This window comes from Luteibacter sp., from assembly GCF_009912395.1.
Lineage (GTDB): Bacteria > Pseudomonadota > Gammaproteobacteria > Xanthomonadales > Rhodanobacteraceae > Luteibacter.
Window position 1 is genome coordinate 83,110 of sequence record NZ_WNDO01000014.1, and the last position, 15,141, is coordinate 98,250.

General features: G+C 66.5%; 14 protein-coding genes. 11 read left to right on the top strand and 3 right to left on the bottom strand.

Annotated elements, in window-relative coordinates; genetic code table 11:
- Window positions 1-3 precede the first annotated feature (3 nt).
- The gene (locus tag GAK28_RS13750; RefSeq protein WP_291780063.1) at window positions 4-972 is read right to left on the bottom strand and encodes a helix-turn-helix domain-containing protein; all 969 of its coding nucleotides are present in this window, start codon (window positions 970-972) and stop codon (window positions 4-6) included.
- Window positions 973-1,067: 95 nt separating this feature from the next.
- Between GAK28_RS13750 and GAK28_RS13755 the strand changes: the two genes are divergently transcribed.
- The 4 genes from GAK28_RS13755 to bla all read left to right on the top strand — a co-directional run bounded on the left by GAK28_RS13755 (window position 1,068) and on the right by bla (window position 5,963).
- Window positions 1,068-1,706, top strand: a complete 639-nt coding sequence (locus GAK28_RS13755) for an HD domain-containing protein (protein ID WP_291780066.1) — start codon at window positions 1,068-1,070, stop codon at window positions 1,704-1,706.
- Between the two features lie 89 nt (window positions 1,707-1,795).
- On the top strand, window positions 1,796-4,009 hold the full coding sequence (locus GAK28_RS13760) for a TonB-dependent siderophore receptor (protein WP_291780068.1): 2,214 nt from the start codon (window positions 1,796-1,798) through the stop codon (window positions 4,007-4,009).
- Window positions 4,009-5,094: a PepSY-associated TM helix domain-containing protein gene (locus GAK28_RS13765; RefSeq protein WP_291780071.1), complete on the top strand. Its 1,086-nt coding sequence runs from the start codon at window positions 4,009-4,011 to the stop codon at window positions 5,092-5,094. Before GAK28_RS13760 ends, GAK28_RS13765 begins: the two co-directional genes overlap by 1 nt.
- Before the next feature lie 68 nt (window positions 5,095-5,162).
- Window positions 5,163-5,963, top strand: coding sequence for a subclass B3 metallo-beta-lactamase (gene bla, locus GAK28_RS13770; RefSeq protein WP_291780074.1), 801 nt, complete (start codon window positions 5,163-5,165; stop codon window positions 5,961-5,963).
- Window positions 5,964-5,973: 10 nt separating this feature from the next.
- Here the strand turns inward: bla and GAK28_RS13775 are convergent, their stop codons facing one another.
- Window positions 5,974-7,122 carry an NAD(P)/FAD-dependent oxidoreductase gene (locus GAK28_RS13775; RefSeq protein WP_291780077.1) on the bottom strand — a complete coding sequence of 383 codons (1,149 nt, stop codon included), beginning with the start codon at window positions 7,120-7,122 and terminating at the stop codon, window positions 5,974-5,976.
- Between the two features lie 103 nt (window positions 7,123-7,225).
- On the opposite strand from GAK28_RS13775, the gene GAK28_RS13780 reads away from it, so the two are divergent.
- On the top strand, window positions 7,226-8,074 hold the full coding sequence (locus tag GAK28_RS13780; protein ID WP_291780080.1) for a helix-turn-helix transcriptional regulator: 849 nt from the start codon (window positions 7,226-7,228) through the stop codon (window positions 8,072-8,074).
- Here the strand turns inward: GAK28_RS13780 and GAK28_RS13785 are convergent.
- Window positions 8,019-8,909: an acyltransferase gene (locus tag GAK28_RS13785; protein WP_291780082.1), complete on the bottom strand. Its 891-nt coding sequence runs from the start codon at window positions 8,907-8,909 to the stop codon at window positions 8,019-8,021. The genes GAK28_RS13780 and GAK28_RS13785 overlap by 56 nt on opposite strands.
- 153 nt (window positions 8,910-9,062) lie before the next feature.
- Here GAK28_RS13785 and GAK28_RS13790 point away from each other — a divergent pair, with 153 nt between their 5' ends.
- The 6 genes from GAK28_RS13790 to GAK28_RS13815 all read left to right on the top strand — a co-directional run bounded on the left by GAK28_RS13790 (window position 9,063) and on the right by GAK28_RS13815 (window position 15,083).
- Window positions 9,063-9,968 (top strand): LysR family transcriptional regulator, encoded by a 906-nt coding sequence (locus GAK28_RS13790; RefSeq protein WP_291780084.1) that lies wholly within the window; start codon window positions 9,063-9,065, stop codon window positions 9,966-9,968.
- A gap of 72 nt (window positions 9,969-10,040) precedes the next feature.
- Window positions 10,041-10,517: a VOC family protein gene (locus GAK28_RS13795; protein WP_291780086.1), complete on the top strand. Its 477-nt coding sequence runs from the start codon at window positions 10,041-10,043 to the stop codon at window positions 10,515-10,517.
- Between the two features lie 65 nt (window positions 10,518-10,582).
- Window positions 10,583-10,849, top strand: coding sequence for a DksA/TraR family C4-type zinc finger protein (locus GAK28_RS13800; RefSeq protein ID WP_291780088.1), 267 nt, complete (start codon window positions 10,583-10,585; stop codon window positions 10,847-10,849).
- A gap of 44 nt (window positions 10,850-10,893) precedes the next feature.
- Window positions 10,894-11,499 carry a histidine phosphatase family protein gene (locus GAK28_RS13805; protein WP_291780091.1) on the top strand — a complete coding sequence of 202 codons (606 nt, stop codon included), beginning with the start codon at window positions 10,894-10,896 and terminating at the stop codon, window positions 11,497-11,499.
- A 116-nt stretch (window positions 11,500-11,615) separates the two neighbouring features.
- Window positions 11,616-13,412, top strand: a complete 1,797-nt coding sequence (locus GAK28_RS13810) for a GGDEF domain-containing protein (RefSeq protein ID WP_291780093.1) — start codon at window positions 11,616-11,618, stop codon at window positions 13,410-13,412.
- 102 nt (window positions 13,413-13,514) lie between these two features.
- Window positions 13,515-15,083 (top strand): methyl-accepting chemotaxis protein, encoded by a 1,569-nt coding sequence (locus tag GAK28_RS13815; protein WP_291780096.1) that lies wholly within the window; start codon window positions 13,515-13,517, stop codon window positions 15,081-15,083.
- Window positions 15,084-15,141 lie beyond the last annotated feature (58 nt).

Below are 15,141 nucleotides of genomic sequence, written 5' to 3' on the forward strand. Positions count from 1 at the left end.
CCCCTAGCGTGCGTGGGCGTGGCGCTTGCGGTACTCCGCCGGGGTGACGCCAAGTCGGCGTACGAAGGCGCGGCGCAGGCCATTGGCATCGGCATAGCCGCAGCGCGCGGCGACCCGCTTGGGCGTCTCGTGCCCCTCTTCCAGCCAGCGCCTCGCCGCCTCCACCCGCATCGACTCCACGAACTCGGCGGGCGTCATGCCCGTCTCGTGGCCGAACACGCGGGCGAAATGCCGGGGACTCATGCCGACCCGGGCCGCCATGTTGGCGACCGAATGATCTTCGCCGGGATGGGCGGCCACATAGCGCTGCAATTCCTGGAGGGCGCCACGGCCGGCCGGCGCGGCGTCGCCGTGCCGACTGAACTGCAATTGCCCGCCCGGCCGCCGATAGAAGACCACCAGTTCGGCGGCGACCGCCATGGCGACCTCGCGTCCGAGATCCTCTTCGACCAACGCCAGGGCCAGGTCCATGCCTGCCGTGACCCCGGCCGCCGTGCAGACCGCCCCATCGCGCACTACGAAGGCATCGGCCTCCACCTGTAGCGAGGGATGCCGCTGGGCGAGCAGTTCGGCGACCTTCCAGTGGGTGGTTACCCTGCGCCCGTCGAGGAGGCCCGTGCGGGCGAACAGTAAGGCGCCGCTGCAGATGGAGCCATGCCGACGGGCACGCCCGGCATGGCGGCGCATCCAGTCGATCACGTGCGGCTCCGAGGACGCTCCCGGCAGGTCGGGGGAGCCGGCCACCAGCAGAGTATCCAAGCGCTCGATCTCTTCCAGCACGCTGCGGTCGGGCAGGAAGCGGATACCCGAGGAGGCGGCGACGGCCAGGGGCGCCGTGCCCACAGTGACCACGCGATAGACATCGCGCCCCGTCTGCCGGTTGGCCTCGGCGAACACGTCCGCCGGCCCGGACACGTCCAGCATCTGGACGCCGGGCGGGGCAAGAATGACGATGGGTAGCGGTGTCTGCATGGCGCGCAAGATGGCAGGAATGGATGCATTGCGTCAAATCATGACGTGCGCCTTCCGCGCTGCAATGGTGGTCCATCCTCCACCGGACCCTCGCCATGACCGCCATCGCCGGCATCGCCATCCCCGACAGCGCCCTCGCACGCGACATCACCCAGCTCGTGCGCGATACCGAAACCGACCTTCTCTACCACCATTCCCGACGGGTGTTCCTGTTCGGGGCGCTCAGTGGCAACGCCCGGGGCCTCGCCTACGACGCCGAACTGCTTTATGCCGGCGCCATGTTCCACGACATGGGCCTGATGGCGGCCCATGCGAGCGCCTCCGACCGTTTCGAGGTGGATGGCGCCAACGCCGCACGGGACTTCCTGCGTTCGCGCGGTATCGACGAAGCCCAGATCGACATCGTCTGGGCTTCGATCGCCTTGCACACCACCCCCGGCATTCCTCAGTACATGAAGCCCGAGATCGCCCTGGTGACCGCGGGCGTGGAAATGGACGTGCTGGGCCTAGGCTTCGGTACTGTGTCCACGGCAGATCGGGAATCGGTGGCCGAGGCCCACCCGCGTGGGCCGGCCTTCAAGCAAGGCATTATCGACGCCTTCTACGAGGGCGTGCGCCGCAAGCCGGAAACGACGTTCGGCAACGTCAAGGCCGACGTGATGGCGTACAAGGAGCCGCATTTCCATCGCACGGATTTCTGCCAGTGCATCCTCCATAACGCCTGGCCGACCTGATTTGGTTGCGTCCGCAAGGATGACGGATTTGATCTGATAATCATTCGCACTTACGATGGCGGCCTTTCGCTTTGTGCCAGGCCGCCTCGATGTCGTTCCGCCCAGCCCTTCTCGCCGTCGCCATCGTCGGCGCCCTCACCGCGCACCCGGTCCTGGCCGAGGATGTTCCCACGCCTCCCCCGGCCGAGCTGGAAGGCGTCAAGGTGGTGGGCAACTGGCTGGGCGAGGCGGCGACCAACGCGGTGCAGAACCATCCGGGCGCACGCACGGTCGTGCGCCGCGAGGAACTGCGCGAGGCCGGTGCGATCAATCTGCGCGACGCCCTGCGCCGCATTCCCGGCGTGCAGGTGCAGGAAAGCAACGGCACGGGCGGCAGCGATGTCTCGCTGAATGTCGGCGTGCGCGGCCTCACCTCGCGCCTGTCGCCCCGCTCCACCATCCTGCTCGACGGCGTGCCCCTCGCCGTGGTGCCGTACGGCCAGCCGCAGGTGTCGATGGCACCGGTCGGCCTGGGCAACCTGCAGGCGGTGGACGTGGTGCGCGGCGGCGGTTCCGTGCGTTACGGGCCGCAGAACGTCGGCGGCATCATCAACTTCGTCACCCGCGACATCCCCGAGACCTTCGGCGGCAGCACGGGCGTGCAGTTCCAGGGCAGCGAAAAGGGCGGGATCCGCACCAACAGCAACCTGTTCCTCGGCGGCACCACGCAGAACGGCCTCGGCGTTGCCCTGCTCTACAACGGCGTGCATGGCCCGGGCTTCCGCGAGCACGAGGACAACGAAAGCATCGATGACGTGATGCTCAAGGCGAAGTACGCCTTCAGCAGCGAGGACACGCTCAGCGCGAGCATCCACCATTACGACGGCCAGGCGGGCATGCCCGGTGGCCTCACGCAGGCCGACTACGACGCCGACCCGTTCCAGTCGCGCCGTCCGTTCGACGACTTCCACGGCCGTCGCACCGACTACGTGCTGAAGTACAGCCATGTGGACGATCGCCGTAGCTTCGAGGTGCAGACCTATTACACCGACAGCTTCCGCGGCAGCCACATCGAGACGATCACGGCCAATCCCAACGGCACGTGGACGCACCAGCTCAACGCCTATCCGCGCAACTACCACACCTTCGCCATCGAGCCGCGCTATTCGCAGCTGTTCGACTGGGGCCAGGTCACGCACGAGATCGGTGTCGGCTATCGCTACACGAACGAAGCGATGCACGAGCAGACGTTGCGCAACAACAAGTACAACTCGCGCCTGTGGTACACGCCGTACGACAGCAATCCGTACGACGGCCCCTACGTGCTCTCCGGCAACAACACCGGCAGCAACGAGGCGCACGCGCTGTACATCGACGACACCATCAATGCCGGCAACTGGACGATCACGCCGGGCATCCGCTACGAGCGCATCCGCAGCCAGTGGGAAGCGCATCCGAGCAGCACGGTGGTGGTGAAGGGCCCGACTCAGCGTCGCGAGGACTACTCCAAGCCCCTGCCCTCGCTCAACGTGATCTACCACGTCAGCGACGCGCTCAAGCTGTACGCCAACGCGGAAACCTCGTTCGGCGCGCTGCAGTACTTCCAGATCGGCCAGAAGGATTCGACCAACCAGTTCGCGTCGGGCCTGAAGCCGGAGACGGCGCGCACCTACGAGATCGGCTCGCGCTACGACACCAAGGCCTGGGGCGGCGAGGTGTCGGTGTTCCGGATCAACTTCGACCATGAGCTCCAGCTCGTGGGCAAGCTGCCCAACCAGCCGGACTCGCACGATGGCTGGACCTCGCTTGGCGCCACCACGCACAAGGGCGTGGAGACGGCCGGACACGTGGACCTCGGCGCATTCAACGACGCCCTCGACGGCCTGACGCTGTGGGGCACCGCGACCTATACGCACGCCTTCTACAAGCACGGCTCGTTCACCGGCCGCGACCTGCCGTTCTATTCGCGTCGCACGGCCAACCTGGGCCTGCGCTACGGCATCGCGCAGTGGACCTTCAACCTCGACGCGTTCGCGCAGTCGAAGCAGCATTCGCCGGGTTCGCCCAGCTTCGACCCGACGCGCCCCAGCGTGTACCAGACCGTACCGACGCCCGATGGCGACCTCGGCGACATCCCGGGCTGGACCACCTGGAACGCGCGCGCCGAATACGCCTTCGGTCCGTCGTTCTCCAACCTGCGTCTGGGCGTGGGCGTGAAGAACCTCACCGACAAGCGCTATTTCACGCGATCGACCGATAACAACGACGGCATCTACGTCGGCCAGCCGCGCACGTACTTCGTGCAGGCGTCGGTGGACTTCTGATGGCCCCGTCACCGCGCCGCTTCCGTTCCGCGCTGAAGACCCTGCACCTGTGGCTGGGTCTCACGCTCGGCTTGTTGCTGGCGCTGGTGACGCTCTCGGGTAGCGTGCTGGTCTTCGAAGATCCCCTGTTCGAAGCCGCGCACCACGATCTCGTGGCGCGTCCCCTGCCCGACCTCGCGACCCAGGGCCACGCCCTGGCGACCCTGCTGCACTCGCCGGAAGGCAAGGGCCTGCGCACCGTGGCCGCTCCGTCGGCGGAGCTGCCTGTATGGGACGGCCAAGCGCGTAACGGCGATCATTTCTACTTCGATGCGAGCACGGGCGACCTGCTGCTGCATCGTGTGCAGGCGGGCGATGTCCTGCTGATGCTCAAGGAATGGCACACCAAGCTGTTGAGCGGTGAGATTGGCGAGACCGTGCTGGGCATCGTCTCCATCACCGGCCTGTTCATGCTGTTCTCGGGTGTCTGGCTCTATTGGCCCGGCCGCCAGCGCGCGCTGCGCCACCTGAAGCCGCATACGCAGCCGCCGGTGCTGCGCTGGGCGAGCTTCCATCGTTTCGTGGGCGTCGCCGCCCTGCCGCTGTTGATCGTCGCGCTGGGTACCGGCGTCACGATGGCCTATCGCGGCGCCGTCCGCGACGGTCTCGCGGCGGCCTTCCACGAACCGGCACGTCCGAAGCCGCCGAAGCTGCCCGTCGCCAAGGGCATCGACTGGCCCGCGATCCTTGCCGCCGCGCAGGCCGTGGCACCCGACGCCGCACTCACCCGCCTGACCTTGCCCGGCAAGGACAACGGCACGCTGGTGATGCGTATCCGCCGCGTGGGCGAATGGAACCCGATCGGCCGCAGTTCGGTCTGGATCGATCCGGCCACTGCGACGGTGGTCGGTGGCGAGGATGCGACAAAGCTGGGACCGGGCGGTCGACTTGCCAACACGCTGTTCCCGATCCATTCCGCCGCCGTCGGCGGCCTCGCCTGGCGCATCGTGGCCTGCATCACCGGCCTGCTGCCCGGCTTCCTGCTGGTGACGGGCTTCCTGTTCTGGCGTGCGCGGCAACGTCGCCCTGCCCGCGGCAGGCCATAAGTCAGGCTCGTTGCCGCCCATTGGGCGCATTATCCTGCGGTTCGCCATCGCTCATGGGAACCATCGAAATGCGTCGACTCCTGCTCGCTCTCGCGGCTTGCGCCGCCCTGCCCGCCCTCGCCGACGATCATCCGGAGTGGACGCAGCCGGTCGCGCCGCATGCGATCTTCGCCAATACGTACTACGTGGGCACCAAGGGTCTTTCATCGATCCTGGTGACCTCGCCGCAAGGCCATGTGCTGATCGATGTTCCGATGAATGACGCGATCGCCGCGCAGGTCGAGGCGAACATCCGCACACTCGGCTTCAAGCCGGAAGACATCCGGCTGATCCTCAACAGTCATCCTCACTTCGATCATGCAGGTGGCATCGCGAAGCTGGCGAAGGACACGGGTGCGCCGGTGCGCACCACGGCCGCTACCGCGAAAGCCATGCTGCTGGGCGGCCGTGATCCGGACGACCCGCAGTTTGGCGAAGCGGCGGCCTATACGGCGCTGAAAGCCCGTGGCGACATCGTGGACGGCACCGTCGTCAGCGTAGGTCCCTTGCGCCTGACCGCGCATATCACGCCCGGACATACGCCGGGCGGCACGGCGTGGACGTGGCGCTCCTGCGAAGGTGCCAGCTGCAAGGACATCGCCTTTGTCGACAGCCTGTTCGCCTTTTCGTCGGACAGCTATCGCTACAGCGCGCATCCCGCGTTTGTGTCGGCTTATCGCAAGACCTTCGAGCGCGTCGCCGCCCTTCCCTGCGACCTGCTCATCACCCCGCATCCGGAACAGGGCGAAGGCGAAACCTGCAAGAGCTATGCAGCCGCAGGTGCGAAACGACTCGACGAGAAACTGGCTAGCGAAAAGAAGGCGCATTGATCGACGCCTGCTACACGCCGGACAGTCGCTCCGTGCCGGCCTGCGACACCGCGATGGCCTCGTGGCCTCTTGCCCGCATCGCGGTGTCGTAACTTTCAAGCGCGCTGGATAGATCACGGCATCCCGACGTGCGTGCCAACGCCGCCGCAAGCGAAGCGGCATCTTCCAGCGCTGTATTCGCGCCGCGTCCTCCTGCCGGGCTCATTGCGTGTATCGCATCGCCCAGCAAGGTGACGCGACCGCGTGGCCACGCAACGTCCGGTCGCCCCAAGCGGATGGGTAGCATCGCGATCCCTGTGCCATCACCGTCGCACAGGGCGTCTCGCAACGTCGGATGCCATGTCATCGCGATCCGAGCCAGGAACGGTCGTGCGTCGACGGACAGGTCATCCGGCAAGCCGAGTCGCCAGCGCGTGCCCACGAGGGCCCAGTACAGGTAGTCGTCCACATGCGAGAGCCTGCAGCCGTGCCCTTGCGCGATGGATGGCAGGTCGCTTCTGAAGCGCATGTCTTCCAGGATCGCCGCGCAGCCGTCGGCGAGGATGACGTGCGTGCCTTCGGGCAGCCCGGCCCGAGATGAAGGCGTCGTCTTGCCGTAGATGCAGACCGCGCCCGTCGTCGTCGGTGCCGCCATGGGCGCGAGCTGGGCGCGCACGCGGGAGTTCACGCCATCCGCGCCGACAAGTACATCCGTCTCGATCGACGTTTCGTTGCCCAATGCTACGCGCAGCCGATCGTCGTCGATGGACTCGTAATGTTCGAACGCCTGTCCGAAGTGCACGCGATCCTCGATGCCGGTCATCAGCAGTTCGCGCAGGGTCTGCCTGTGGATGCTGACATCGTGCGGACCGCCATCCTCCTGCCAGCTGTCCGGCGCCTGCGCGTTGACGGGCACGAGGTTCGTATCCAGGAAGCGTGCGTTTGGCGTCGCCTGGGATACCGCCAGATGGAAGATGCTGTCCATCTCAGGCGTCCACGCGCGTGACAGCGCATGCTGTCCCGCCGCGTCGATCCTGATGCGATATCCTTGCGCGCGTTGGTCGAGTGCGTCATCCCGCTCGAAGACGTCGAAGCGAATGCCCGCGTGTCGTAACGACTGGGCGAGGCACAGGCCACCCAGGCCGGCACCGATGATCGTGATGTGGAATGTGTCGTCCATGGTCAGGACTCCTGAAACAAGGCAGTCCACGGTGACATGTCGACATCGCGGGACGGTATTGGCGTGCGGACGAAAACTATTGGATAACGGCCAGGGTGCCCGTATGTCGGTGACCGATCACAGTGAGCGAGTCGATGGCCCCTCGTTGATTGTCCTGGCCGGTGACGCATCGCCGACCAACGAATATCGCCTGGGCACGCGCGACTACGACTGGCACAGCCATCGCCGTGGCCAGCTGCTGTGCGTCGAGACAGGGCTGATCCATGTGTGGACCGAACGCGGCGCCTGGGTGCTACCGCCACATCGTGCAGGATGGATTCCACCGGGAGAGTCGCATCGCGTGAAGGTCTCGGGAGCCTTGAGCGGATGGACCGCGCTGGTGGCCCCCGACGCCTGCGCAGACCTGCCTGCCGAACCGTGTGTGATCGGTGTCGGCGATGTCCTGCGCGTGCTTGCACAACGAGCCGCCACCTGGTCGAAAGACGACGGGTTGTCGTCGATGCAGGAACGTATCGCCAGGGTCATCTTCGACGAGATCGTTCGTGCGCCACTGGAGTCGCTGCACTTGCCGATGCCCAGCGACTCGCGCCTGCTGCGGGTTGCGCAGGCGATCCTGGACGAGCCGGGCAGGGCATGCACGCTGGACATGTGGGCGGCTATCGCCGCGATGTCGCCGCGTTCGTTACGCCGGGCGATGCGGGAGGAGACGGGCCTGGGTTTCGCCCAATGGCGCGAGCAGGCCCGCCTGCTGCGCGCCATGGACATGCTTGCGCACGACGAGCCGGTGGCACGCGTGGCGGATGCGATGGGTTACGCGTCGCCGAGCAACTTCATCGCGATGTTCCGCAAGGCGCTTGGTGTCACGCCGGGGCAGGTGTTCGGAGCGGGTGGGGCGTCTACTTCGCCAGCATCGCCGCGATCCGCGCGTCCTTCTCGGTCCACAACTGGTTGATCCAGGTCTGGAAGCGTTCGCGGAACGCCGGGTCGGCGTCATAATCGCCGCGCATCTGCGCGGGAATCGGCAGGCGTCGTGCGTGGATGCGAACTTCGCGGATGCGCCCGGCGATCATGTCCATCGTCGTGCTGGGGCCATCGGGATAGACGATGGTCACATCGAGGATGTCGCGGATGGCGTCACCCATGGCGTCGATCACGAAGGCCACGCCACCGGCCTTGGGACGAAGCAGGTGGCGATACGGTGACTTCTGCGCATCGTGCTTGGCCTGGGTGAAGCGGGTACCTTCGGTGAAGTTCATGATCGCCACCGGCACCTGGCGGAATTTCTCGCAGGCACGGCGGGTGGCTTCGCGATCCTTGCCGCGCAACTCTGGACGCGCTTCGAGCTGCTGGCGCGAATGGCGCTTCATGAACGGGAAATCCAGCGCCCACCAGGCCGGTCCGAGCAGCGGCACCCAGATCAGCTCGCTCTTCAGGAAGAAGCGCATGAAGGGGATGCGACGGTTGAAGACCTTTTGCAGGGTAGGGATGTCCACCCAGCTCTGGTGGTTGCACACCACCAGAAAATTCTCAGTCGGTTGAAGGCCCTCGATACCTTCCACGGTCCAGTGCGTCCGCGTGAAGGCGCCGAACATCCCGCTGTTGACGGCCAGCCAGCTTTCCGCGATGCCGACCAGGGCGGCCGAGCACAGGCGCCGTACGAAGGGCAGCGGGATCAGCAGGCGCACGGCGGTCAGGGCGAACAGCGGCACCACGTGCAGCACGGTGCTGGCGAGCAGCAGCACGCAGACGAGGGGAATGCGCAGGACGGCGGGTAGCGAGGCAAGCATGGTCGTGGCTGAGGATGACGATCCGTCAGTCTACTTGGTCCGCGCAGCCGGGGCCCGGCTGGAGCCAGGTCCAGACCGGAGCCGCCATTTCGTCTATTGACGGCATGGCGGCTTGTCCGGATCGTTCGTGACTCACGATCACGAGTCACCATCATGCCCACCGACGGCCGACTGCTCGGCAACCTTACCGTCCTCGTCTCCGTGGTCGAAACGGGCAACTTTGCCCGTGCCGCCGATGCGCTGGGTCTGTCGCCTTCGGGCGTCAGCCGTGCCATAGGGCGGTTGGAGGCCCGCCTTGGTGTGCGCCTGCTGCACCGGACCACCCGTTCCGTGACCCTCACCGACGAGGGCGAGCGGCTGTATGCGCAGGTGGGCCCGCTGCTGTCCGGTATCGAGGACGCCGCGCTCTCGGCAGCCGGCGATGCGCAGGCCGTGCGGGGGCGTCTGCGGGTCAGCGTCGATCCGATGTTCTCCGCCCAGGTGCTGGCGCCGCGCCTGCGCGGCTTCCTCGACCGGTATCCCCAGCTTGAGCTGGAGATCGTCACCCGCGACGAACTGGGCGACCTGATTTCCGATGGCATCGACGTGGCCGTGCGTTTCGGTGTGCCGCCATCGTCCTCCCTGATCGGTCGCAAGCTGGTCGAGACCCGCGTGCTTACTGTGGCCACGCCGGGCTATCTCGCGACGCACGGCAGGCCTGCCACGCCCAAGGAGCTGGCCCATCACAGTTGCATCCAGTTTCGCGACCCGGTGACCCGTCGTCCGTTCGAATGGGAATTCCACCGCAAGGGCAAGGTGGTGCCGGTGGAAACTACCGGCCCCGTGCTGGCCACCGATTCCGGCACGATGTACGCGTTGTGCGTGGCGGGCGTGGGCATTGCGCAGGTGTTGGAGCTGAGCGTGCGCGATGCCATGGCGGATGGGCGCCTGGTCGAGTTGTTCCCGGACTGGGCGGAGGAAACGTTCCCGCTGTACGCGTTCTATCCGTCGCGGCGCAACGCACCGCCCAAGGTGCGGGCTTTCGTCGATTTCTGCGTGGAGCTGGCCGTCGCGCCATGATGTCGATATCGGCCGTCGCCGTTCGACGTGTCAGATGAAGGGCCACGCCGTGGCTCGCCCTGGGAGAACCGCATGTCCGCTTTCCGGCGTATCACCCCGTTCCTCTGGTTCGACACGCAGGCCGAGGAGGCCGCCACGTTCTACACGTCGATTTTTCCGAACTCGCGCATCCTCGCGGTAGCCCGCTACACGAAGGAGACCGCTCAGGCCTCGGGGCGTCCGGAAGGCTCGGCCATGACGGTGTCCTTCGAACTGGACGGCCAACCCGTCACCGCATTGAACGGCGGCCCGGTGTTCACCTTCAACCAGGCCATCTCGCTGGTGGTGCATTGCCATGACCAGAACGAGATCGACCATTACTGGAACCATCTCTCTCAAGGCGGCGATCCCAGCGTGCAGGCTTGCGGCTGGCTGAAAGACAAGTACGGCCTGTCATGGCAGGTTGTACCTGGCGATATCGCCAAGCTTGCCGGCAACGCCGGCTCCATGGGTGCGCTGATGCACATGAAAAAGATCGATATCGCCAAACTGAAGGCCGCCGCGACCTGACCTTTGAATCGGCGCGCCCGCCCATAAATCAGTAGCTTGGGACCACGATAGCCGGGAGGTGCCCCATGGCGACCGGATGGGCGGGCGACACCGCCGTACAGGACCAGATCGACGCCACCGTGGACGACGCGGTGAAGCGCGTCCGTAGCCGGCTGGCGCAGGGTCCCGGCCTGGAGCACTGCGAGGCATGCGACAAGCCGATCCCCGAGGCGCGCCGCCAGGCCGTTCCCGGCGTGCGGCTGTGCGTGGCCTGCCAGGAGGCGGCGGATCGCGAGGAAGCCGCGTTCAGCGGCTACAACCGCCGCGGCAGCAAGGACAGCCAGCTCCGTTAGCGCCCGCCGCTACAATGGCGGGGATATCCCCCAAGGATCGCCCCATGCTCGAACAGCTGATTCTCGCCCGCCACGGCGAGACGGAATGGAACGTCGCCGGCCGCGCCCAGGGCAGGGCGGACAGCCCCCTGACCGCCGCCGGGCTGGAGCAGGCAGAGGCCCTGGGGCGTCGGCTGGCAAGCCTGGGCGTGGAGCACATCGTCAGCTCGCCGCTGACCCGTGCCCGCCGTACGGCGGAAATCGCCGCGGCGGTGGTGGGCTGCGAGGTCAGCCTGGACGACCGGCTCGTGGAGCGCGCCTTCGGCGACCTCGAAGGCCGCGCGGTCGCCGATGCGATGGCCGAAGATCCCCGCTGGATCGCGGTGCTGCGCGGCATCGACCCGGCGATGGCCGCCAACGGCGGCGAAACCCTGCACGAGGTCGCGGCGCGCATGTTGCCGGCGCTGGATGCCACGAAGGCGCTGCCTTATCGCCGCGTGGCGGCGCTCTCGCATGGCCATTGCCTGCGAGCGGTGCTGGGCGCCCTCGGTGATGGCGTAACGGCGAATTATCACCACGGTAATTGCGCATACACGCCACTTTCGCTGAGCGAGGGTCGCTTCGTCTTCGAGCGGTGGAACCTGAGTGCGCTGGAGCTGGCTGACGCCTGATCGTCACGGCGCGTGTAATAAATAAGAAATAATTGATTTCAAAGGGTTTTTACTAAAGCATTCGCCGTATTGGCCGATTAACGGGGCGGTTCCCCGGCCGTGCCACGACGATGCCCATGAACAGCCCAACCGGCGGTCGAGAACCGTCGTTGATCGAGCAGGCCCTGGCCGGTACATCGCTCACCGCGGTGTTCCAGCCCGTCATCCGTATCGACACCGGACAGGTCGTGGCCCATGAGGGCCTGATCCGTTCGGCGCTGCCGCAGTTCGACCTCACGCCGCCGGACCTCTTGGACCTGGCCCGTGCCCGCGGGCGCCTTGGCGTCTTCGAGCTTGCCGCGGTGCGTCGCATCGCCGAGCGCTTCGTCGAGGGAGCTTTGGCGGGCCGCCTCCTGGTGAACCTCAGCGCCTACGCCCTCGTGCAGGAAAGCGTGCGCCCCGAGGATGTGATCGAGGCGTTGTCGGTTCCCGGCCTCGATGTCAGCCGCGTCACCATCGAGATCACCGAGCGCGACATCGTCGATAACCCGGCGCGACTCGCCCATGCGCTGGGTTTCCTGCGTGCGCGGGGCATCCGCGTCGCCCTCGACGATTTCGGTAACGGTCATTCGAACTTCGAGATGTGGAACGAGGTGCATCCGGAGATCGTCAAGATCGACCGTTACCTCATCAACGGCCTCGCGCAGAGCGCGGAACGCCTGGCCATCGTGCGCGCGCTGTGTTCGGTGGCCGAAACCCTTGGCGCCGAACTGGTGGGCGAGGGCGTGGAGGAAGAGGCGGACCTGCTCATGCTTCGCGAGCTGGGCATTCCCTATGCACAGGGTTTCCTCATCGGCAGACCGAGTGCCGAGCCCTTGCTGAAGCCTTCGCCGCGTGTCGTCGAGGCGCTGTCGCTGGGTCACGTGCCGGTGCCGCCGCGTCCGCGCGGACCGGTCTCGGGCAGCCGCTTCACGGCGGGTCACATGCTGATCGAGGCGCCCTGCCTGTCATCGTCGCAACTCAACGAGGACATCGTCGAGCTGTTTGCCACCGAGTCGCGCCTGCACGCGGTCGCGATCGTCGACGACGGCCGGCCGCTGGGCATCGTGAACCGGCGCGTGTTCACCGAACGCATGGCGCAGCCCTTCGCGCGCGAGCTGTTCGGCCGCAAGCCGTGCACCACCTTCATGCATGCGGACCCACTGCTGTGCGACGAGCAGATGCCCTTGCAGAACATGGCCGACATTCTTCGTGGCGAGGACCAGCGTTACCTGAGCGACGGTTTCATCATCACCTCCGCCGGCCGCTACCTCGGCCTGGGCACGGGCGAAGCACTGGTGCGCCGCGTGACCGAAATCCGCGTCGAAGCCGCGCGCTATGCCAACCCGCTGACCTTCCTGCCCGGCAACCTGCCGGTCACCGAGCACATCGATCGCCTGTTGCAGGCGGGCGGCCCGTTCGCCGCGGCGTACTTCGACCTCGACAACTTCAAGCCCTTCAATGACCAGTACGGCTACTTCCGTGGCGACGAGATGATCCGCCTGCTCGCCAGCACACTCACCGGCGACCTGCGCCAGGACGCGGACTTCGTCGGCCATATCGGTGGTGACGATTTCATGGTGGTGTTTCAGGGCGGCGACTGGACTGCGCGCTGCGACGAGATGCGCGTGCGGTTCAACGCGATGGCCGGCAACCTGTTCGACGATACGGACCGCGCGCGTGGTGGCATCGACAGCGAAGATCGTCACGGTCACCAGCGTTTCTTTCCCATTATCACTGTGGCGGTGGGTGTCGCATGCTTCGTCGAAGCGTTCCCGCGCGATGCGGAAGCGGTGGCGAGCCTCGCCGCGTCGGCCAAGCGCGTCGCCAAGCATTCCGGCATCGGCCTGCACGTAGTGCATTACGACGGGCAGGTGTCCCACGCCGTGTCATAGATATTTCAAGTAACTGAAACAAAAGTATAATTTGCCAAAAATCGCTAAAGTTGCCTTGGCATCGGCCGACAGGGAGGCATCCCCGTCCCCCGTGAGTGCGTCATGCGACTTCCCCGCTTTCCGTTGCCTACGTTGACGTTGCGCGCGCGCCTCCTCCTGCGCCTCGCCGGTACCATCCTTCTTCTCCTCGCCTTGTGGATCGTCGGTGGCGTGCAATTGCGCACCGCGAACGATCGCCTGCAATCCGTCGTCGGCGACACGCTGGCGCCCGTGGCCGATGTCGGCCATATCCAGAACGACTACAACGACCTGCTCGACGCGTTGGTGCATGCAACCCTCATGCGCCTGCCTTCCGCCGTCGATGATGCGGTGACCGCCATCGGCGCCGATCGTCACGATATCGACAAGCAGTGGAAGTCGCTGGAAGCCAGTGGCCTGGGACAGACGCAGCAGAAGCTCGTCTCGCTCGCTGTCGAACACCGCAAGGCCGCCGACAAGGCCATCGACGACGTAGTGGCCTTGCTCAAGGCGGAGCAGTTCGACATCGCCCAGCTGCAACTGTCCAACGACGTGCAGTCGGCGGTGATACCGCTCAAGGCCGACTTCTCCAACCTGTTCGCGCTGGCGCTCGCCGGTGGCAAGGCGCAGGCCGAGGCACAGCATGCCGACATCCAGCGCGGCGCGGCGGTATCCGCCGTGCTGCTCGCCATCGCGCTCATCATCGCCAGCGCGATGGATATCGCCATCATCCGCTCGCTGGGCAAACGCCTGCGCCAGGCCACCGAGGTGGCGGCGGCCATCGCGCGCGGCACGCTCGGTTCGCGCATCGAGATCGGCCGCGAGGATGAGATCGGCAGCCTGCTCGCGTCGCTGGCCGAGATGGACGCGCAGCTGGGCAACGTCGTGACCCAGGTGCGCGATCGTGCCGACGACGTGGCCCATGCTGCCAGCGGCATCGCGCACGGCAACGATGCGCTGAACGACCGCACGCGCACCCAGGCCCAGCACCTGCGGCACACCTCGGCCTCGATGGAAGACATGGCCCGCGCGGTCGCGGGTGGCCTCGGTCACGCCAATGCCGCGCATTCCGCCGTGCACGAGGCGCGCGAGATGACCGATGAAGGCCATCGCGTGGCAATGGATGCGATCGGCAATATGCGGGAGATCCAGCGTAGTACCGAGCGCATGACCGAGGTGCTCGACCTGGTCGACCAGATCGCTTTCCAGACCAACCTGCTGGCGCTCAATGCCGCGGTGGAAGCGGCGCGCGCGGGCGAACACGGGCGTGGCTTCGCGGTCGTTGCATCGGAAGTGCGCGAACTGTCGCAGCGTAGCGCCACGGCGGCGCGTGACATTCGTGGCCTGATCGGCGCCAGCGACGAGGCGGTGCAGGCGGGCGTGACCTCGGTGGATCGCGCCGGCGCGGTGCTTACGGGTATCGGCGAGCGCGTGACCTCGCTCGCGACGCTGGTCTCCTCGGTGATGGAGGCGACGCGTGGGCAGAACGACGGCATCGCTCGGGTGAATGGGGCGATCCGCGGTATCGACGAGACCACGCGCGAAAACGCGGCGATGGTGGAGCAGGCGGCGGCTGCCAGCCGCGCAATGCGCGAGAGCGCGGAGATCCTGCGCCGCGAGATGGCCTATTTCGTCCTGGAAGACGCCGCCTAACCTTGTAGGAGCGCGCTTGCGCGCGATCCGCGGCAGCGGCAATCTGGCCCGCATTCGC